The following is a 19,785-nucleotide window of genomic DNA, read 5'->3' as shown; positions in this document are numbered from 1 at the left end:
CCACAATTTGAGGCAAATCCTTGCTTAAGCTGCCGGCTGTCACGCGCAGCTTGTCTTCGCAAACTCATCTTCACGGAACTTGCTCATGAACCTGCTGAAAAGCGCCTCCCTGATTCTCTGCATGGTCATTTCCGGCTGCAGCTCCAACAGCGAAAAGCCTGTCGAAGCAGCCGCTGCGCCGGGCCCTGTGATCGATTATGCCTGGCTGGACGACTACGAGCCCCGGCTTAAAGACGCCTTGAAAGACAGTCGTTTCGAGGTCGAGCGCCGCGAGGGTGTCCTAGTGGTTACTGCGCCGGTCGATGCATCATTTAATCCTGACCGTCCGGGCATGCTGCTTCCCGTCACGCTTGGCCCAATCAGTCGCGTGGCGAAACTGGTGGAAGGTGACGAGAAAACAGCCGTGGTCGTGCTTGGTCACGCGGACAGCACCGGGTCAGTTGAAATCAACCGCGACATCAGCCGCCAGCGAGCTGGTGCCGTTGCTGCGATCTTCCGTCTCAGTGGCCTGAAGCACGATCGGCTGCGCATTCGCGGGCTGGGTTCGGACATGCCCCGCGCGTCTAACGAACATGAAGAAGGCCGTGCCCTGAATCGCCGTGTCGAGATGGTCTTCACTCCTCAGCCCACGTTGCTGGCGTTGATTGCGCAGTACAGCGAGGCACCTGCCAAGTCGACGCAGGTGGCCGCAGCGGAAGTGACCAAAACCAAGTAGCACTCGCCACACCTGTCGTCGGTGCGGCGCCTTCGTTTTGGAGTTGTTTTCCGTTGGATCAATCGGGACTCGGGGCTAAACCGGCTAAGCTGTGGCTTTGACTGTTTCCAGGAACTCGTGCGATGACCCAGACCTTGGCCGATATGCGCCGCGACTACACCCGTGAAGGGCTCAGTGAGGCGAATGCGCCGGACGAACCGTTCGGCCTGTTTCGTCAATGGTTCGATGACGCCGTGCAGACCGAGCAGCTCCCGGTCGAGCCGAACGCCATGACCCTCGCCACGGTTGACGCCGAGGGCCGCCCACATTGCCGTGTACTGCTGCTCAAGGCGCTTGATGACCGCGGTTTCACTTTCTTCAGCAACTACCAAAGCGCCAAGGCCGAACACCTTGAGGCGCGCCCGTTTGCCGCGATGACCTTCTTCTGGCCGAGCCTGGAACGCCAGGTGCGGATTGAGGGACGGGTCGAGAAGGTCAGCGCTGCCGAGTCGGATGCGTATTATCAGATGCGGCCATTGGGCAGTCGTCTCGGCGCATGGGCTTCGCCGCAGAGCAGGGTGATCGGCAATCGCGCCGAACTCGAACGACTGCTCGCTGAAACCGAGCAGCGCTTTCTTGATCAGGCTCCTAATTGTCCGCCCCACTGGGGTGGCTACCGGTTACTGCCGGAACGGATGGAGTTCTGGCAGGGACGTCCGAGCCGGCTACATGACCGGCTCAATTATCGACGAGTCGCCAGCATCTGGCAGCGCGAGCGCCTAGCGCCCTGATTCGCTGGACGATTACCGTCTGATCGGTCTGAAACACAGCGGTAAGCCGGATATCCGGCTTCATCGATGCAGCCCTTTGGTTCGTCTCGTGAAGCAGTTTGAGCGTGCTTCCTGCATGCGGGGCGGGATAGCCTCGGGTAAAGTGGGGTCCTAACCTCATGAATGCTGAGCCAGGTCGAGGCAGTTACCGGTCGCCTTTTCTCCGCAGCGCCTGCCCGATGCGATCGGGATTAACACCCGTTTCCCCAGGAGAGTACCTATGCGCAATTCCATTTTCGTCGCTTCGTTTACCGCCATTGCGTTGGCCATAAGCGGCTGTACATCCAACCTCACCGGGGATTCCTATTCTCGGGACGAGGCGCGAACGGTCCAGACGGTTCGTTACGGAACCATTGAATCCCTGCGTCCGGTCAAGCTCGAAGGTACCAAGACGCCGATCGGCGGCGGTGCTGGCGCGGTAGTTGGCGGTATCGCTGGCAGCGGCGTCGGTGGTGGCCGTGGTAGCGCGGTTGCGGCGGTGATCGGCGCGGTGGCGGGCGGTTTGCTCGGCGCGGCGGCGGAAGAAGGCATCACGCGTGCGCAGGGTGTCGAGATCACCGTTCGTGAGGATGACGGCAACATGCGCGCCTATGTACAGGAAGTAGAGCCCAATCAGGTCTTTCGTGTCGGGCAACGCGTACGGATCATGACCGTCAACGGCACCAGTCGCATAGCGCCTTGATAGCGAACGGACGATAACGACCAGAAAGGCCCCGTTTATCTTCCGCCGCTGCGTCGTGATCGTTGCCGCGTCTTACTGTCGCGACTATGAGGTCGGTGGCTGCATAACTCCTTAGGCGCAGCCTGAGTGCCAACCGGCACGCTCGGGCGGCGCCTTTTGTTTTTAGAAATACATGAATTCATGACGTTGCTGCGGTCGGTGTGGATAATCGGCGCACACCGCGATGCCTCTTTGGGCTGAGATCTGGTTTACCAAGGATATAACTGCCGTGCACTTGCGCGGCTCAAGGGGTTTCTGCTCATGGCGCTTGCGCTGATAATCGCTATGCCGTTTCTGGGGATCTGCCTACCGCTACTGCTCGAACGTTTTGGACGATCCGCCTGTGCATTCGGTGCCGGGCTGGCCCCGTTGCTAGCGCTGGTACTGCTGATGTCCAAGCGTGCCGCCGTGTTTGGCGGAGAAACGGAAGTGCTGACGTTGCCGTGGTTGCCAGAGCTGGGCTTGAACCTGAGCTTGAGACTCGACGGGCTGGGTTTTCTATTTGCTCTGCTGATTCTTGGTATCGGTCTGCTGGTCATTCTCTATGCGCGCTATTACCTGTCGAAGAGTGAGCCGATGGGGCGCTTCTTCGGCTTTTTCCTGTTGTTCATGGGCGCAATGCTCGGCGTCGTGCTGGCAGAAAACCTTTTATTGATGTTGATGTTCTGGGAGTTGACTAGTCTCTCCTCGTTTTTGCTGATCGGCTTTTGGAGCCATCGCTCCGATGCCCGTCAGGGCGCCCGAATGGCCCTCGTGGTGACGGGCGGTGGCGGGCTTGCATTGTTGGCCGGCGTTCTGTTGATCGGGCATATTGTTGGCAGCTACGAGTTGAGCGCCGTTCTTGCTTCAGGCGATCTGATACGGACGAACGCGTTATATCCGCTTACGCTTATTCTCGTCCTGCTTGGCGTATTCACCAAGTCTGCACAGTTTCCGTTCCACTTCTGGTTGCCGCAGGCAATGGCGGCGCCGACCCCGGTATCGGCCTTCCTGCACTCGGCAACCATGGTCAAAGCCGGGGTTTTTCTCTTGGCCCGCCTGTATCCGGCGCTTTCGGATTCTGAATGGTGGTTTTATCTGGTCAGTCTGACCGGCCTCGCAACCCTGCTGATTGGCGCGGTGATGGCGCTGTTTCAGCATGACCTGAAAGGCTTGCTGGCCTATTCGACAATCAGCCATCTGGGCCTGATTACCCTGCTGTTCGGCCTCGATTCGCAAATGGGTGCGGTGGCTGCAATCTTCCACATCATTAACCATGCGACGTTCAAGGCGTCATTGTTCATGGCCGCCGGTATCATCGATCACGAGACCGGGACGCGCGACATGCGGCGCATCAACGGCATGTTGAAATACATGCCGCACACAGCGGTGCTGGCGATGATCGCCTCGTTGGCCATGGCCGGGGTGCCGTTGCTCAATGGTTTTCTCAGCAAGGAAATGTTCTTCGCCGAAACCCTCGATCAGCACCTATTGGGCAGCTTTTACTGGACCATTCCGGCACTGGCGACCCTGGCAGGCGCCTTTTCGGTAGCCTATTCGCTGCGTTTCGTGCATGACGTGTTCTTCAATGGCGAGCCGATCGATCTACCTAAGTACCCACCGCACGAACCAGCGAGGTACATGAAAATCCCGGTGGAAATCCTGGTGCTGCTCTGCCTGCTGGTGGGGATGTTGCCGGCATATACCGTGGCGCCATTGCTGTCGGCAGCAGTTGCCGGAAGCCTCAATGGTCCGATCCCTGAATACAGCTTGTCGATCTGGCACGGCTTTAACCTGCCGCTGCTGATGAGCTTTGTCGCTTTGGGCGGTGGTCTGCTTATTTATTCGCTGCGCAAGTGGGCGTTTCGCTGGTACGAAGGGCTTCCCAGGGTCGATTCGCTACAGGTTTTCGCCCGCGTGATCAGTGATATTGCAAGAGGCGCGTGCTGGATTACCGCGCGCATGGAGAATGGCTCATTGCAGCGGTATTTGGCACTCGTTCTGCTCAGTTCGCTGCTGCTCGTAGTTTATGCGCTGATGCCACTGGAAGCGCTGGGTGGTCCGGTCGCACTCACTCCGCCGGATGTCGTCACTGTGTTCGGGATGTTGATTCTTTGCTTGGCATCGCTGCTGACGGTATTTTTTCACCGTCGGCGTCTGGTGGCGTTGATGGTGTTGAGTGTGGCTGGTCTGATGGTGGCGTTGGCGTTTGCCCGTTATTCAGCACCCGATCTGGCACTGACGCAGCTCTCGGTTGAAGTGGTGACTATCATTCTGCTGATCCTGGCGCTGTACTTCATGCCCGACCGAACCCCGGTGGAGTCGAGTAGTCTGCGCAGCTTCCGCGACCTGGTTCTGGCCAGTAGCTTCGGCACCATGATCGCCTTGCTTACTTATGCCGTACTGACACGACCTTACGACAGCATTGCATCGTTCTTTCTGGAGAACAGTGTTCCAGGCGGCGGCGGAACAAATGTGGTCAACGTTATTTTGGTCGATTTCCGTGGTTTCGATACCCTTGGCGAGATATCGGTACTGGCGATCGCCGCGGTGGGCATCTATGGATTGCTCTACGGGCTGCATCTGCCTCATCCGATTCGAGACTACCGTGGCCGGCTGTGGGCCACCGATAATCATCCGATGATCCTGGATGTGCTGTCGCGTGCGCTACTGCCGATGGCCTTGCTCATTTCCGTGTTCATTTTCCTGCGGGGACACAACCTGCCGGGTGGTGGCTTCATTGCCGGTCTGATCACTGCCGTCGCGCTGATCTTGCAATACATTTCGCACGGTGTTGCCTGGGCGCAGCAACGGCAGCCTTTCAGCTATCACGGCATAGCCGGGCTTGGCGTTCTGATTGCTGGGCTGACCGGTCTGGGCAGCTGGCTGTTCGGCCGTCCATTCCTGACGTCAGCCTTCGGCCATTTTCATCTCCCGTTGATTGGTGATTTCGAACTGGCTACGGCAATGCTTTTCGATCTTGGCGTGTATCTGGCAGTGGTTGGGGCGACGCTGTTGATCCTGTCCAATATGGGCCACGTCAGCCAAGATGAATCGTCCAAGGAGGTGCTCTGATGGAGGCTGTGCTGGCGATAACGCTCGGAATAATGATGGCCAGCGGGGTTTATTTGCTGCTTCGCGCGCGAATATTTCCAGTGGTGATGGGGCTGACGCTGATTTCCTACGCGGTGAACCTGTTTATTTTTTCCATGGGCCGCCTCGCCACAGGCGTGCCGGCAATTATCGGACGGAGCACCGAGTACGGAGACCCCTTGCCGCAGGCGCTGGTGCTAACCGCTATCGTCATCGGCTTCGCGATGACCGCGTTCGTCGTGGTGTTGTCATTGCGCGGTCTGGGTGAACTGCACACCGATCATGTGGACGGCCGGGAGCCGCGCGAATGAATCATGCGTTGATCTTCCCGATCCTGCTTCCGCTGTTCGCCGGTTGCGTACTGCTGCTGAGCCATAGGCAAGGACTACCATTCAAACGTCTGCTGTCACTGGTAGCGACCTGGTTGCTGGTGCCGTTGGCCATATGGCTGCTGTTGCTGGCAAACACGGGTGCGCTGTCCGTATACCAGCTGGGAGACTGGCTGCCACCGTTCGGGATCATGCTCTTGCTCGACCGGCTAAGCGCGCTAATGCTGTTGGTCACCGCAGTGCTTGCAAGCTTTTCGGTAATTTATGCGTCGCGCGGAGACGACAAGCGGGGGCCCAATTTCCATGCGTTGTTTCAATTTCAATTGGCCGGCATCAATGGCGCGTTTCTGACAGGTGATCTGTTTAACCTGTTCGTGTTCTTCGAAATTCTGCTCATTTCATCCTATGCGCTGTTGCTGCACGGCAACGGTGCGAAGCGTGTGCAGGCCGGCATTCATTATGTCGTGCTGAATTTGCTGGGCTCGGGGCTTTTTCTGATCGGGGTCAGTATGTTGTACGGGCTCACCGGGACGCTGAACATGGCTGACCTGGCCATCCAGGTCGGTGCGGCTGATCCAAGGGATGCACCGCTGCTAGCCGCCGCGGGTTATCTGCTACTGGTGGTGTTCGCCCTCAAAGGTGCGATTCTGCCGCTGTATTTCTGGCTTCCGCGTACCTATGCCTCGGCGACGGCACCGGTTGCAGCGCTGTTCGCGATCATGACTAAAATTGGTCTTTATGCGATTGTCCGGGTGTTTACGCTGATTTATGGCAGCGAGGCGGGTGTCCTGAGCAATATGGTGCTCGACTGGCTGTGGCCGCTGTCAATGCTTACCCTTGCCGCTGGTGTGGTCGGTGCGCTCGCTTCGCGCAATCTACAAATCCTGCTGTCGTATCTAGTGGTGGTTTCGGTGGGCACTTTGCTGGCCGGAGTTGCGCTGGGGACTGAGCAGGGGTTGGCGGCAGCGTTGTATTACCTGCTGCACAGTACCCTAGTGACGGGTGGGCTGTTCCTGTTAGCGGACATCATTGCTCGTCAACGCGGCGATACGGCATCGGAGCTGATCTCAGCGCCGGCATTAAGGCAGCCGTTGATGTTGGGCGCACTGTTTTTTGCCGGAGCGATTTCCGTCGCAGGGTTGCCTCCTTTTTCCGGCTTTCTCGGTAAAGTGATGCTGTTGCAGGCGGTACCGCCTGGTATTGGTGCCTCGATACTGTGGTCAGTGGTGCTGGTTTCGGGGCTGGGCATGTTGATCGCTCTGAGTCGCGCCGGAAGCATGGTGTTCTGGCGCCCGAGCGAGGCGGCTACCGTTGGAAAGCCCGCAGATTCGATATGTGTAGCTGCGACCGCCGGCCTATTGCTGGCCAGCGTGGGTCTGGTTGTCGCCGCGCAGCCGATTCAGACGTATATCCAAGCCACGGCTGCACAACTGTTCGATCTCGGCTCCTATCTGCAGATCATCCAGGGAGGAGCTGCATGAAATCTCGTGTTTTGCCGAACCCTGCGTTGACGCTGTCGCTGGCCGCGCTATGGCTGTTGCTCAATAACACTCTGAATCTTGGTCATCTCTTGCTGGGGCTGTTTCTCGGCTGGGCGATTCCGCTACTCGTCGGTGGCTTTCTGATTAAAGTGCCGCGGGTACGCAAACCGCTCAAGCTGTGTCTGTTCATGTTGAAGGTGTTCCATGACATCGTGATCGCCAACGTTCATGTGGCCAAGTTGGTAATTGGCCCCACACGGAATTTGCAGCCCGCGTTCGTCGAGGTGCCGATGTTGATCGAGGATGAGTTCGTCTTGGCGGTGTTGACGAGCATCATCTCGCTGACCCCTGGCACAGTGTCCGCCGGCCTGAGTGAAGATCACACGATGCTGATTCTGCATGCGCTGGATGCACCCGATATCGAGGCGCTGATCGCTGAGGTAAAGAGCAGCTATGAGACGCCGCTGCTGGAGATTTTCGAATGCTAGCGTACGTGATTCCCCTCTGTATGGGCTTGCTGGCCCTGGCGGCATTGCTCAACATCGTTCGCTTGGTCAAGGGGCCGGATATGCCCGACCGGGTGCTGGCGCTGGACACGTTGTACATCAATGGTCTTGCGCTAATCGTGTTGTTCGGTATCTGGCTGGCCTCCGATTTATTCTTCGAGGCCGCGCTGCTGATAGCAGTGATGGGGTTCGTCAGTACCGTTGCCGTGGGCAAGCATTTGCTGCACGGCGACATCATCGATTGAGGGAGAACACATGCCGTTCTGGGTCGAATTGCTGGTCAGCGTGTGTCTGGTCATCGGAAGTATCTTCGCGCTGATCGGTGCGATCGGCTTGTATCGTCTGCCCGACTTTTATACTCGTCTGCATGGACCGACCAAGGCCACCACTCTCGGTGTGGGCGGCATCGTCATCGCATCGATGATCTTCTTCGGTAGCAGGAATGACGGTCTGAGTCTGCACGAGCTGCTGATCCCCCTGTTTTTGTTCATCACCGCTCCGGTCAGTGCCCACATACTGGCGAAGGCGGCCATGCAACAGAAGCTGTCTTGCGTCGAGCAAACTCGCGGCAAGCCTTGGGATTGATCGGGTCATGTACCCGTTCGGTCACCGTTGCATGCTTACCGGCTGTCTGCGCAATTTACCGGATGGGCGCTCAGATGACGATGCTGCTCGGTGACGGTTGACGCTCGTTTTCCTGCGACAGCTGCTTGATCATCGCCTGTTGCAGCTTGAGGCACAGCTGCGGATCTGACAGCGGCTGATTCTCGGCATTGGTCACAAAAAATACGTCCTCGACGCGCTCGCCAAGCGTGGCGATTTTCGCGTTCTGCAGAGATAGATCGAAGTCCAGAAACAGCTGTCCGATGCGAGCCAGCAGCCCGGGGCGGTCGGGTGCGATGACTTCGATGATCGTCTGGGGGCGTTGCATATCGTTGTGAATGGTGACCTGCGGCGGAAACGCGAAGTGCTTGAGCTGTCGGGGCACGCGTTTCTGGATGATCGTCAGGTAATCGTCCGGGTTGCGCAGCGCATCGATTAAGCCTTGACGAATTTCCTCGGTGCGCTCGGGATCGTTGCCGATAGGGCTACCATCGGCATCTAACACGATGTAGGTATCCAGCGTGAACTGGCTGCTCGAGGTAATGATGCGGGCGTCGTGAATGTTCAGGTTCAGCTGATCCATTGCCGCCACGGTCACGGCGAAGAAGTCGTGCTGGTCCGGTGCATAGATGAAAATCTGCGTGCCGCCTTCGAATTCGCGCTGGGTGGTTTCCTTGATCAGAACCAGCGGGCCGCCGTCGCTCGGATGTTCGATGATGGCTTCAGTATGCCAAGCGACGTCTGTGGAGCTGTGACGCATGAAGTAGTCGTCACCCAGTTGCGACCACAATTGCTCGGCGTCGTCTGGATCAGTGCCGTTGCGTACCAGATTGTCGAGCGCGGCACGCTGGGTCTGGCGAATCTGTTCCTCTCGCCCTAACGGATTTTCCAGGCCGCGTTTGAGGGCTCGTTTGGTTTCTGTGTACAGCTGGCGTAGCAGGCTTGCTCGCCAGGAGTTCCACAGCGTTGGGTTGGTGGCGTTGATGTCCGCTACGGTAAGTACATACAGGTAATCGAGGTGGGTCTCGTCGCCGACCATCTGAGCGAAATCATTGATTACTTGCGGGTCGGATAGATCCTTGCGCTGCGCTGTGGTGGACATCATCAGGTGGTTCTCCACCAGCCAGACCACCAAACGCGTATCCCACGCCGGCAGCTTGTGGCGCACGCAAAAGGTATGGGCATCCACGGCGCCAAGCTCCGAATGATTGCCGCCGCGGCCTTTGGCGATATCGTGATAAAGCCCCGCGATATAAATGAGTTCCGGCTTGGGCAGGCGTTCGACCAGCTTGCTGGCCAGCGGATACTTCTCGGCAACGCCGGGCTTGCTGAGCTTGCGCAGATACTTGATGACGTTGAGCGTATGGGCGTCGACGGTATAGATGTGGAAGAGATCATGTTGCATCTGCCCGACAATATGACCGAACTCCGGCAGGTAGCGTCCGAGGATGCCGTAGCGGTTCATTCTGCGCAGGTTGCGGTGTATACCTTCCTTGCACTTGAACAGCTCGATGAACAGGCTGGTGTTGCGGATATCGCTACGGAAATCATCATTGATGAGATGGCGGTGGTCGCGCAACAAACGGATGGTTTCGGCCCGAACCCCTTGGATTTCTGGATGTTGCGCCAACAATACGAACACTTCGAGGATCGCGAAGGGTCTGCGCTTGAAAACCGAATCATTGGCCACTTCGAGATAGCCGTCGCGTAAGACGAAGCGGCTATTGAGCGGCACGGCATCGCCGCTGTCACCTTCCCAGAGAATGACCTCGGCGAAATGTTGCCCCACCAGATCGCCAAGTTCGGAAATGCTCATGACCACGCGGTAGTACTTCTGCATGAAGCGCTCAATGGCCAGTTTGGCGTCGCTGTCTTCATAGCCGAGGAGGGCGGCGAGACTGCGTTGGTGGTCGAAGAGCAGGCGGTCTTCGGCGCGCCCGGCCAACATGTGCAACCCGTAGCGGACGCGCCAGATGAATTCCTGGCTGGACACCAACAGCGAATATTCGCCTTCGGTTAGAAAACCCTGATCGACGATTGCGCTCAGATTCAGGCTGCCGAACTGGCGTCGCGCGATCCACAGAATTGTTTGAATGTCGCGTAGCCCGCCGGGCGAGCCTTTTACGTTGGGCTCAAGGTTGTACTCGGTGTTGTTGTATTTGGAATGACGCGCCGCTTGCTCGTTGCGTTTGGCAAGGAAGAATTCTTTGCTCGGCCACATTTCCGATGGGCTGGTGACCTTCAGCATGTTTTGTCGCAGGCGCTCGGGCCCGGCGATGGTGCGGCTTTCCATCAGGTTGGTGATCACCGTCAGGTCTGCTCGTGCCTCTTCGGCGCATTCCGCCACCGAGCGTACGCTCTGGCCGACCTCCAGACCGATATCCCAAAGCAGGGTCAGGAAGCCTTCGATAGAGTCTCGGAATTTCTCCTGATCGCTATCATCGAGCAGGATCAGCAGATCGATATCGGAGTATGGATGCAGCTCTCCGCGACCATAGCCGCCCACTGCGACCAGTGCGATCTCGGCATCGCTGTTCCAGTCGAAACGCTGCCAGGCTGCGCGCAAGATCTGATCGACGAACCAGGCACGGTCTTCAATCAGGCCACGGATATCGCGGCCTGCTAAAAATCGTGTGTCGAGCACTTCACGTGCTTTGCGGATAACCTTCTTGAAAGCAGCGATGGGACTGGCTTTAAGCGCCAGCTCTGCCTGGAACTGGCTGCGGTCGAACAGTTCGGGATCAACCTGAGGCATGCCAGCGCCCTCCATCAAGGCAACATTGTTGATAACTGATCAGGACGAGGTGCGGGCGATGGTGTCATCGCTGCGCAGGGTAAAGATTTCATAACCATCGGTAGTCACCACAATGGTGTGTTCCCACTGTGCAGACAGCTTGCGATCCTTGGTGATGGCTGTCCAGCCGTCGCCCAGCAAGCGCGTTTCCGAACGGCCCTGATTGATCATCGGCTCGATGGTAAAGGTCATGCCTTCCTTGAGCTCCAGGCCAGTCCCGGCGCGCCCGTAATGAAGCACCTGCGGTTCCTCGTGAAAGACCTTGCCAATGCCGTGGCCACAATATTCACGGACCACGGAGAAGCCGTTCTTCTCGGCATGCTTCTGGATCACTTCGCCAATATCGCCAAGATGGATACCGGGGCGGACGATCTCGATACCTTTATAGAGGCATTCCTGCGTGACCTTGCATAGACGCTCGGCCCATTCCGGTGCTTTGCCGACAATGAACATCTTGCTCGTATCGCCGTGGTAGCCATCTTTGATGACGGTAATGTCGATATTGAGAATGTCACCATCCTTTAGCGGCTTGTCGTTGGGGATGCCATGGCAGACGACGTGGTTGATAGACGTACAGATCGACTTCGGGTAGCCCTTGTAATTCAGCGGGGCGGGTATGGCCTGCTGCACGTTGACGATGTGCTCATGGCAGAGGCGGTCCAGTTCTTCGGTAGTGATACCCGGCTTGACGTGTTCGCCGATCATCTCCAGCACCTCGGCGGCGAGTCGCCCCGCAATGCGCATTTTCTCAATATCTTCGGGCGTCTTGATGGTGACAGTCATTCGAACCTCATTGGCGCCGGGAAGCGCATCAAAAACGAAAGCGCAAATGATAAACCAAATAGACGTGGAGCCGATAAAAGCGCCGAAGGCTGGAAGGCTGAGCGAGACAGCATGCGTGCGGGATGCGCGAGTCGTGCAAATCAGTCTGGCCTCTAGCCTGTCTTTATGCTATAAAACGCGCCGCTCTGCGGGACTGCCCGCCGAGCCTGACCCCACACACGTGTCGACACGGTATCCTGGGTGCTCGCAAGAGTTGGATATCGGGACGCGTGGAGGCCTAACCCGACTATCTGAGGAAGTACCATGACTCAAGTCACCATGCGCGACATGCTGAAGGCCGGTGTGCACTTCGGCCACCAGACCCGTTACTGGAATCCGAAAATGAACAAATACATTTTCGGTGCGCGCAACAAGATTCATATCATCAACCTTGAGCAGACCCTGCCGATGTTCAACGACGCTCTGCGTTTCGTTGAGAAACTGGCTGCTGGCAAGAACAAGATTCTGTTCGTCGGTACCAAGCGTTCCGCTGGCAAGATCGTTCGCGAAGAAGCCGCTCGTTGCGGCTCTCCGTATGTCGATCACCGCTGGTTGGGCGGCATGCTGACAAACTACAAGACCATCCGCGCTTCGATCAAGCGTCTACGTGATCTGGAAGTTCAGTCTCAAGACGGTACCTTCGAGAAGCTGACCAAGAAAGAAGCCCTGATGCGCACTCGCGATCTCGAGAAGCTCGATCGCAGCCTGGGTGGTATCAAGGATATGGGCGGTCTGCCCGATGCTATGTTCGTCGTCGATGTCGATCACGAGCGCATTGCCATCTCTGAAGCCAACAAGCTGGGCATCCCGGTCATCGGTATCGTCGATACCAACAGCAGCCCGGAAGGTGTGGACTACATCATCCCTGGTAATGATGATGCCATCCGTGCCGTGCAACTTTATCTGGGCTCGATGGCCGACGCTGTACTGCGTGGCCGCCAGAACGGCGCTGGCGGTGCTGACCAGTTCGTCGAAGAAGCTGCCCCCGAGGCCGCTCAAGGCTGAGCGCGTTTGCCGCATAGCTGATACCCGTTGAACAGAAAGGGGGCTATGCCCCCTTTTTGCCACTTCCGAATTGATCGCCTGATTAACGAGGCGATGATCGAAAATCGAATCGAGAGGATTTGCGAACATGGCAGAAATCACTGCAGCCCTGGTTAAAGAACTGCGCGAGCGCACTGGCCAAGGCATGATGGATTGCAAAAAAGCACTCACCGCTGCTGGCGGCGACATCGAGAAGGCCATTGATGACATGCGTGCTGCTGGCGCCATCAAGGCAGCCAAGAAAGCCGGCAACATCGCTGCCGAAGGCTCCATCGCGGTCAAGGTTGCCGATGACAACAAGCGTGCCGTGATTATCGAAGTCAACTCGCAGACCGACTTCCTGGCACTGCAGGACGACTTCAAGAATTTCGTCAGCAGCAGCGTTGAGAAAGCCTTCGCCGAGAAGATGACCGACGCCGCGCCGTTGATCGCCGCTCAGGAAAGCAACCGCGAAGCGCTGGTTGCCAAGGTTGGCGAAAACGTCAACATCCGTCGCTTGACCAGTGTAGAAGCTGATTTGGTCGGCTCCTACCTGCACGGTCACCGCATCGGTGTTCTGGTCGCTCTGAAGGGCGGTAGCGTCGAGCTGGCCAAGGAAATCGCCATGCACGTTGCGGCCAGTAACCCGCAATTCCTGAACCCCTCGCAGGTTTCCGAAGACGCAGTTGCCAAGGAGAAGGAAATCTTCCTGGCGCTGAACGAAGACAAGATCAAAGGCAAGCCCGCCGAAATCGTCGAGAAGATGGTTGCTGGTCGCATCAGCAAGTTTCTCGCCGAGGCAAGCCTGGTCGAGCAGGCTTTCGTCAAGGACCCCGAGATCAAGGTCGGCGACCTGGCCAAGAAGGCCGGTGCGGAAATCGTTTCCTTCGTTCGTTACGAAGTAGGCGAAGGCATCGAGCGCGCGGAGGTCGACTTCGCTGCTGAAGTTGCCGCTCAGGTCGCTGCTACCAAGCAATAAGACGCTTTTGCTGTCCTCGAAGAGGCTGCCCGCTCACGCGCGCGGCCTCTTTGTCGAACTGGAGAGCAGAATTATTTTTTTGTCACGGTATAGTCATCGCTAGGCACCAAGCCGCAGTTTCGCTGTCATAGCGCAGATATTTTCTGGCTGTACAGCATGTCAGTCATATAAACGCCGCAGGAGAAACAACGCCAATGGCTCAGCAGATGAGTGCACGCAATCCTCGCTATAAACGCATTCTGCTCAAATTAAGCGGCGAAGCCTTGATGGGCTCGGAAGACTTCGGCATCGATCCCAAAGTGCTGGATCGCATGGCCTTGGAAGTCGGTCAGTTGGTTGGAATAGGCGTAGAAGTTGGCTTGGTCATCGGTGGCGGTAATCTGTTCCGTGGTGCAGCGCTGTCAGCCGCCGGTATGGATCGTGTCACCGGAGATCACATGGGTATGCTGGCTACCGTGATGAACTCACTGGCGATGCGCGATGCGCTGGAGCGTTCCAACATTCCCGCGCTGGTAATGTCATCTATTTCCATGGTTGGCGTCACCGATCATTACGACCGCCGCAAGGCGATGCGTCATCTCAAAAGTGGTGAGGTCGTGATCTTCTCGGCGGGAACCGGCAACCCGTTCTTCACGACCGATTCGGCGGCATGTCTGCGCGCTATCGAAATTCATGCTGACGTCGTGCTCAAGGCCACCAAGGTCGACGGCGTTTACACAGCGGATCCGTTCAAAGACCCGAACGCTGAGAAATTCGAGCAGCTGACTTATGATGACGTGCTTGACCGCAAGCTCGGCGTGATGGACCTGACGGCCATTTGCCTGTGTCGTGATCACAATATGCCGCTGCGGGTATTCAACATGAACAAGCCCGGTGCCCTGCTCAATATCGTGCTCGGCGGCGCTGAAGGAACCCTGATCGAGGAACCGAATCAATGATCAATGAGATCAAACAAGACGCACAGGAACGCATGAAGAAAACCCTGGAGTCCTTGGGTCATGCACTCGCCAAGATCCGTACCGGTCGTGCCCACCCGAGCATTCTCGATAGCGTGATGGTGTCCTACTACGGCAGTGATACACCGCTGCGTCAGATCGCCAACGTTACCGTTGAAGACTCGCGCACCTTAGCACTGGCGGTCTTCGACCGTGGCATGATCCAGGCCGTGGAAAAGGCCATCATGACCTCCGATCTCGGCCTCAATCCGGCCACTGCTGGGACCACCATACGTGTACCGATGCCTGCTCTGACCGAGGAGACGCGTAAGGGTTATACCAAGCAGGCGCGCGCCGAGGCCGAGAATGCCCGCGTTGCTGTACGCAATATCCGTCGCGATGCTATTGCGCAGCTTAAGGATTTGGTGAAGGAAAAGGAAATCAGTGAAGACGAGGAGCGTCGTGCTCAGGATGACATTCAAAAGCTGACCGACAAGCACGTTGCGGAAATCGACAAGACGCTGGAAAGCAAAGAAAGCGACCTGATGGCCGTTTGACGTTGTTGTACCGGGCTTTGTTCGTATCGCTCGTGTCGGAGCGTGCCGGCTTCGTTAGGGGTGGCGCGCGAGGGGCTATTCAGTCGTATCCCCAGGTATTGCCATCGGCAATTCTCCTATTGTTCGCAGCGTGATTGAGCGCAGGTAGAGTCGTTTCATGGAAAAGGTCAGGCAGGTTGCCGGACGGAATGTACCCCGTCATGTCGCAATTATCATGGATGGCAACAACCGCTGGGCAAAGAGGCGCCTTTTGCCGGGCGTGGCCGGACACAAAGCGGGCGTTGATGCGGTCAGGGCTGTCATTGAGGTCTGTGCCGAGGCGGGGGTCGAGGTGCTGACGCTGTTCGCGTTTTCCAGTGAGAACTGGCAACGTCCGGCCGAAGAGGTCGGCGCGTTGATGGAATTGTTTCTTACCGCTTTGCGCCGGGAAGCTCGCAAACTCAACGAAAACGGCATCAGCTTGCGCATCATAGGCGACCGCTCGCGCTTTCATCCTGAGCTGCAGACCGCGATGCTTGAAGCTGAAGAGATGACGGCGGGAAGCAGCCGCTTCGTGCTTCAGGTGGCAGCCAACTACGGTGGTCAGTGGGATGTCCTTCAGGCCGCACAGCGGATGGCCCGTGAGGCGCAGAATGGTCGTCTGAACCCTGATGAGATTACTCCGGCGCTTTTTCAAAGTTACTTGGCCACCGGTGATATGCCGGTGCCGGATCTGTGCATCCGCACCGGGGGCGAGCGTCGGATCAGCAACTTTCTGTTGTGGCAGCTGGCCTACGCTGAGCTGTATTTTTCCGACCTGTTCTGGCCGGATTTCAAGCACGATGCAATGCGCGCCGCGTTGGCCGATTTCGCCAAGCGTCAACGGCGTTTTGGCAAGACCGGTGATCAGGTCGAGACAGAGGTTCGCGCAGAATGTTGAAGCAACGCATTATCACCGCTGCCATTCTCCTGCCGATTGCGCTGATCGGCTTCTTTCTTCTCGAGGGTCTCGCATTCGCCTTGTTCATTGGCGTGGTGGTGGTTCTTGGAGCCTGGGAATGGGCGCGTTTGGCCGGTTGTGCTGGTCAATTCGCGCGGGTCGGTTATGCAGTGATCGTCGGCCTGCTGTTGGCGGTGCTATACCGGTTTCCGGCACTTGCACCTTGGCTGCTCTCGATCAGCGTGGTGTGGTGGTTGGCTGCGACATCCTTGGTGCTCAGTTATCCGCGTAGCCAGCGTCATTGGGGTGGCCGTTTCGGTAGTTTGGTGATCGGCTTGCTGATTCTGCTTCCGGCTTGGCAGGCGTTGGTGCTGCTCAAGCAGTGGCAGCAAGGCAACTGGTTGATCGTGGCGGTTATGGTGTTGGTTTGGGCTGCCGATATCGGTGCATACGTTTCCGGCAAGACCTTTGGCCGGCGAAAGCTCGCGCCGCAAGTCAGTCCCGGCAAGAGCTGGGAGGGGCTGATCGGTGGTCTGATTACAAGTCTGCTTATCACCTTTAGCGTCGGGCTTTATCAGGGCTGGTCGACGCGGGAGCTGGTGTTGGCAGTGCTGGGCGCGGCTCTGGTCGTGGTCATCTCGGTCGTCGGTGATCTGACCGAAAGCATGTTCAAGCGCAGTTCGGGGATCAAGGACAGCAGTCAGTTGCTGCCCGGACACGGCGGCGTGATGGACCGCATCGACAGCCTTACCGCCGCGGTGCCTGTATTCACTGTTCTGTTGTGGCTCGCTGGGTGGGGTGCCTGGTGAGCGAAATCTTGCAGGTGACGGTGCTTGGCGCAACCGGTTCGATCGGTTTGAGCACGCTGGATGTTGTCAGTCGCCATCCCGAATGCTACCAAATCTTCGCGCTGACTGCTTTCAGCCGAATCGCCGAATTGCGTGAATTGTGCCGCTTGCATCGTCCCCGTTACGCTGTGGTGGCCGATAGCTGTCAGGCTCGTGACCTGCAAGGTCGGCTCAGCGACGACGGTGTGCACACTCGCGTCCTGGTGGGGGAGGGTGGCCTGAGTGAAGTGGCAGCGCATCCCGAAACCGATGTGGTAATGGCGGCGATCGTCGGCGCCGCAGGCTTGCGCCCAACACTCTCGGCAGTGCAGGCAAACAAGCGCGTGCTGCTGGCGAACAAAGAGGCGCTGGTTATGTCCGGCGGGTTGTTCATGCAGGCGCTGCGCGACAGCACGGCCGTGCTGCTGCCCATCGACAGTGAGCACAACGCGATATTTCAATGCCTGCCAGGCGACTATTCCGCCGGGCTTGCCAACGTCGGAGTCAGGCGAATCCTGCTCACTGCATCTGGTGGGCCATTCCGTGAGCTTCCACTGGAGCAGCTTGCGGCTGTCACAGCCGAGCAGGCGTGCGCACACCCCAACTGGTCCATGGGACGCAAGATTTCGGTTGATTCGGCCAGCATGATGAATAAAGGGCTTGAGCTCATTGAGGCGTGCTGGCTGTTCGATGCGCGCCCAGACCAGGTCGAGGTGGTCATCCACCCGCAAAGCGTCATTCACTCAATGGTCGACTATGTCGACGGCTCGGTTCTAGCTCAGTTGGGCAATCCCGACATGCGCACGCCGATCGCCCACGCGCTGGCCTGGCCGGAGCGAATCGATTCCGGTGTGTCGGCGCTGGATCTTTTGCAGATAGGTCGTCTGGATTTTCAGGCGCCCGATCAGCAGCGGTTTCCCTGTCTTCGCATCGCCCGGCAAGCTGCGCAGGATGGCGGAACGGCGCCCGCAATGCTCAATGCGGCTAACGAAGTGGCGGTGGATGCGTTCCTCAATGGTCGCATTCGCTTCATCGAAATCGCGAGTATCATCGAAGACGTTCTCGATCTCGAGGCCTCGGTCCCGGCTCGCTGTCTTGCAGATGTGCTTGCTGCCGATGCTCAGGCTCGCATGCTGGCTTCGCGCTGGTTACACAGACGCGATCGGTAGTTGCTGAGAGCGTCGTCCAGCCAACCGCGTGACAGCGGGGCGTCTGTATAGGCTTCGAGTTGCTGGAGCCGGTGACTTCTAAACAGCCTTTCGAGGCAGAGGGGAATATGGGCGCGCTGTACATGATCATCGGCACTCTTGTTGCTTTGGGTGTGCTGGTAACGTTCCACGAATATGGCCATTTCTGGGTCGCGCGCCGCTGTGGCGTCAAGGTGCTGCGTTTTTCGGTGGGCTTCGGTCGTCCACTGTTGCGTTGGCATGATCGCCAGGGCACCGAGTTCGTGATTGCAGCGATACCGCTCGGCGGCTACGTGAAAATGCTTGACGAGCGCGAGGGTGACGTGCCGCCGGCACTGCTTGATCAGGCATTCAATCGCAAGACCGTGAAGCAACGTTTTGCCATCGTATCGGCTGGGCCATTGGCTAACTTCCTTTTAGCCCTGGTGTTCTTCTGGGCGTTAGCGATGCTCGGCAGTGAGCAGGTACGGCCGGTGGTTGGTGCTGTCGAGGTTGGGAGCCTCGCCGAACGTGGCGGTCTGGTCGCAGGGCAGGAAATCGTAGAAGTCAACGGCAAGCCCACCGCTGGTTGGGCAGAGGTCAATCTGCAGTTGATCAGGCGGCTTGGCGAAAGCGGCTCACTGGAAATGCTTGTGCGGGAGGGCGATCACACTCAGGCGCAGCGGGTACAACTGGAGCTGAATGAATGGCTCAAAGGTGTCGAAGAGCCAGATCCGATTAGCTCGCTGGGCATCAGGCCATGGCGCCCGGAAATCACACCGGTGGTGGCTCAGCTTGATCCCGAAGGACCTGCACAGGCAGCCGGCGTACGCCTCGGCGATCGCCTGGTCAGCCTCAATGGCGAGTCGCTGAATCAATGGCAGGAAGTTGTCGACCGAGTCAGGCCGTTGGCGGGCAAGCCGGTGCTGTTGGAAGTCGAACGTGATGGCAAGGTGCTCGAGCTTCCTTTGACCTTGGCCTCGCGCGACGAGGGGGACGACCGTCGCGGCTACCTTGGAGCAGGCGTTGCGGCCGGCGAATGGCCGGCGGGAATGCTTCGAAATGTTAGCTATGGACCACTTGAAGCGGTCGGTGAAGGGCTCCGTCGGACCTGGACGATGAGCGTTTTAACGCTCGATTCGTTGAAGAAAATGCTCTTCGGTGAGCTCTCGGTAAAAAACTTGAGCGGCCCGATAACCATTGCTAAAGTGGCGGGCGCTTCTGCACAGTCCGGCGTGGGCGACTTTCTGAACTTCCTCGCCTATCTGAGCATTAGCCTTGGAGTACTCAATTTATTGCCTATCCCCGTCCTGGATGGAGGGCATCTGCTCTTCTATTTGGTCGAGTGGGTCCGTGGACGTCCCTTGTCGGACAGGGTTCAGGGTTGGGGAGTACAGATCGGTATCAGCCTGGTTGTTGGGGTGATGCTGCTTGCGTTGGTCAACGACCTTGGCCGCCTTTAACCGCCATATACCTTGATGTCGCCGCGCCCAGCGCAGGTTCAATTATCAGGTTTGAAAAGAAAGG

General features: G+C 57.8%; 19 protein-coding genes. 17 read left to right on the top strand and 2 right to left on the bottom strand.

Annotated features, from left to right (window positions below):
• Positions 1-85 precede the first annotated feature (85 nt).
• The 9 genes from NAV33_RS09365 to NAV33_RS09325 all read left to right on the top strand — a co-directional run bounded on the left by NAV33_RS09365 (position 86) and on the right by NAV33_RS09325 (position 8,218).
• Positions 86-715, top strand: coding sequence for an OmpA family protein (locus NAV33_RS09365; protein WP_255979202.1), 630 nt, complete (start codon positions 86-88; stop codon positions 713-715).
• Positions 716-837: 122 nt separating this feature from the next.
• A complete protein-coding gene (gene pdxH, locus NAV33_RS09360; RefSeq protein WP_255979200.1) occupies positions 838-1,485 on the top strand; it encodes a pyridoxamine 5'-phosphate oxidase in 648 nt (215 codons plus the stop codon).
• 259 nt (positions 1,486-1,744) lie between these two features.
• Complete coding sequence (locus tag NAV33_RS09355) at positions 1,745-2,206, top strand: hypothetical protein (RefSeq protein ID WP_255979198.1); 462 nt, start codon at positions 1,745-1,747, stop codon at positions 2,204-2,206.
• Between the two features lie 300 nt (positions 2,207-2,506).
• A complete protein-coding gene (locus NAV33_RS09350; RefSeq protein WP_255979196.1) occupies positions 2,507-5,299 on the top strand; it encodes a monovalent cation/H+ antiporter subunit A in 2,793 nt (930 codons plus the stop codon).
• Complete coding sequence (locus NAV33_RS09345; protein ID WP_255979194.1) at positions 5,299-5,628, top strand: Na+/H+ antiporter subunit C; 330 nt, start codon at positions 5,299-5,301, stop codon at positions 5,626-5,628. The genes NAV33_RS09350 and NAV33_RS09345 overlap by 1 nt, the downstream gene beginning before the upstream one ends.
• A complete protein-coding gene (locus NAV33_RS09340; RefSeq protein ID WP_255979192.1) occupies positions 5,625-7,127 on the top strand; it encodes a monovalent cation/H+ antiporter subunit D in 1,503 nt (500 codons plus the stop codon). The genes NAV33_RS09345 and NAV33_RS09340 overlap by 4 nt, the downstream gene beginning before the upstream one ends.
• The gene (locus tag NAV33_RS09335; RefSeq protein ID WP_255979190.1) at positions 7,124-7,615 is read left to right on the top strand and encodes a Na+/H+ antiporter subunit E; all 492 of its coding nucleotides are present in this window, start codon (positions 7,124-7,126) and stop codon (positions 7,613-7,615) included. The genes NAV33_RS09340 and NAV33_RS09335 overlap by 4 nt, the downstream gene beginning before the upstream one ends.
• Positions 7,609-7,878 carry a K+/H+ antiporter subunit F gene (locus NAV33_RS09330; protein WP_255979188.1) on the top strand — a complete coding sequence of 90 codons (270 nt, stop codon included), beginning with the start codon at positions 7,609-7,611 and terminating at the stop codon, positions 7,876-7,878. Before NAV33_RS09335 ends, NAV33_RS09330 begins: the two co-directional genes overlap by 7 nt.
• A gap of 10 nt (positions 7,879-7,888) precedes the next feature.
• Positions 7,889-8,218 carry a Na+/H+ antiporter subunit G gene (locus tag NAV33_RS09325; protein ID WP_255979186.1) on the top strand — a complete coding sequence of 110 codons (330 nt, stop codon included), beginning with the start codon at positions 7,889-7,891 and terminating at the stop codon, positions 8,216-8,218.
• 70 nt (positions 8,219-8,288) lie between these two features.
• Here the strand turns inward: NAV33_RS09325 and NAV33_RS09320 are convergent, their stop codons facing one another.
• Together NAV33_RS09320 and map are read right to left on the bottom strand one after the other, a co-directional pair.
• Complete coding sequence (locus NAV33_RS09320; protein ID WP_255979184.1) at positions 8,289-10,991, bottom strand: [protein-PII] uridylyltransferase; 2,703 nt, start codon at positions 10,989-10,991, stop codon at positions 8,289-8,291.
• A gap of 39 nt (positions 10,992-11,030) precedes the next feature.
• Entirely contained in the window at positions 11,031-11,813 is a 783-nt protein-coding gene (map, locus tag NAV33_RS09315) for a type I methionyl aminopeptidase (RefSeq protein ID WP_255979182.1), read from the bottom strand.
• A gap of 303 nt (positions 11,814-12,116) precedes the next feature.
• Here map and rpsB point away from each other — a divergent pair, with 303 nt between their 5' ends.
• The 8 genes from rpsB to rseP all read left to right on the top strand — a co-directional run bounded on the left by rpsB (position 12,117) and on the right by rseP (position 19,721).
• Positions 12,117-12,857 (top strand): 30S ribosomal protein S2, encoded by a 741-nt coding sequence (gene rpsB, locus NAV33_RS09310; protein WP_255979180.1) that lies wholly within the window; start codon positions 12,117-12,119, stop codon positions 12,855-12,857.
• A gap of 127 nt (positions 12,858-12,984) precedes the next feature.
• On the top strand, positions 12,985-13,854 hold the full coding sequence (tsf, locus tag NAV33_RS09305) for a translation elongation factor Ts (protein WP_255979178.1): 870 nt from the start codon (positions 12,985-12,987) through the stop codon (positions 13,852-13,854).
• A gap of 194 nt (positions 13,855-14,048) precedes the next feature.
• On the top strand, positions 14,049-14,792 hold the full coding sequence (pyrH, locus tag NAV33_RS09300) for a UMP kinase (protein WP_255979176.1): 744 nt from the start codon (positions 14,049-14,051) through the stop codon (positions 14,790-14,792).
• The gene (gene frr / locus NAV33_RS09295; RefSeq protein ID WP_255979174.1) at positions 14,789-15,346 is read left to right on the top strand and encodes a ribosome recycling factor; all 558 of its coding nucleotides are present in this window, start codon (positions 14,789-14,791) and stop codon (positions 15,344-15,346) included. The genes pyrH and frr overlap by 4 nt, the downstream gene beginning before the upstream one ends.
• A 157-nt stretch (positions 15,347-15,503) precedes the next feature.
• On the top strand, positions 15,504-16,265 hold the full coding sequence (uppS, locus tag NAV33_RS09290) for a polyprenyl diphosphate synthase (protein ID WP_255979172.1): 762 nt from the start codon (positions 15,504-15,506) through the stop codon (positions 16,263-16,265).
• Positions 16,259-17,074, top strand: a complete 816-nt coding sequence (locus NAV33_RS09285; protein ID WP_255979170.1) for a phosphatidate cytidylyltransferase — start codon at positions 16,259-16,261, stop codon at positions 17,072-17,074. Before uppS ends, NAV33_RS09285 begins: the two co-directional genes overlap by 7 nt.
• Positions 17,071-18,261 carry a 1-deoxy-D-xylulose-5-phosphate reductoisomerase gene (gene ispC / locus NAV33_RS09280; RefSeq protein ID WP_255979168.1) on the top strand — a complete coding sequence of 397 codons (1,191 nt, stop codon included), beginning with the start codon at positions 17,071-17,073 and terminating at the stop codon, positions 18,259-18,261. The genes NAV33_RS09285 and ispC overlap by 4 nt, the downstream gene beginning before the upstream one ends.
• 107 nt (positions 18,262-18,368) lie before the next feature.
• On the top strand, positions 18,369-19,721 hold the full coding sequence (gene rseP / locus NAV33_RS09275; RefSeq protein WP_255979339.1) for an RIP metalloprotease RseP: 1,353 nt from the start codon (positions 18,369-18,371) through the stop codon (positions 19,719-19,721).
• The last annotated feature ends 64 nt before the right edge of the window (positions 19,722-19,785 follow it).

It is taken from the genome of Stutzerimonas stutzeri (assembly GCF_024448715.1).
Lineage (GTDB): Bacteria > Pseudomonadota > Gammaproteobacteria > Pseudomonadales > Pseudomonadaceae > Stutzerimonas > Stutzerimonas stutzeri_AR.
This window is presented reverse-complemented; position numbering and strand designations above follow the sequence as displayed.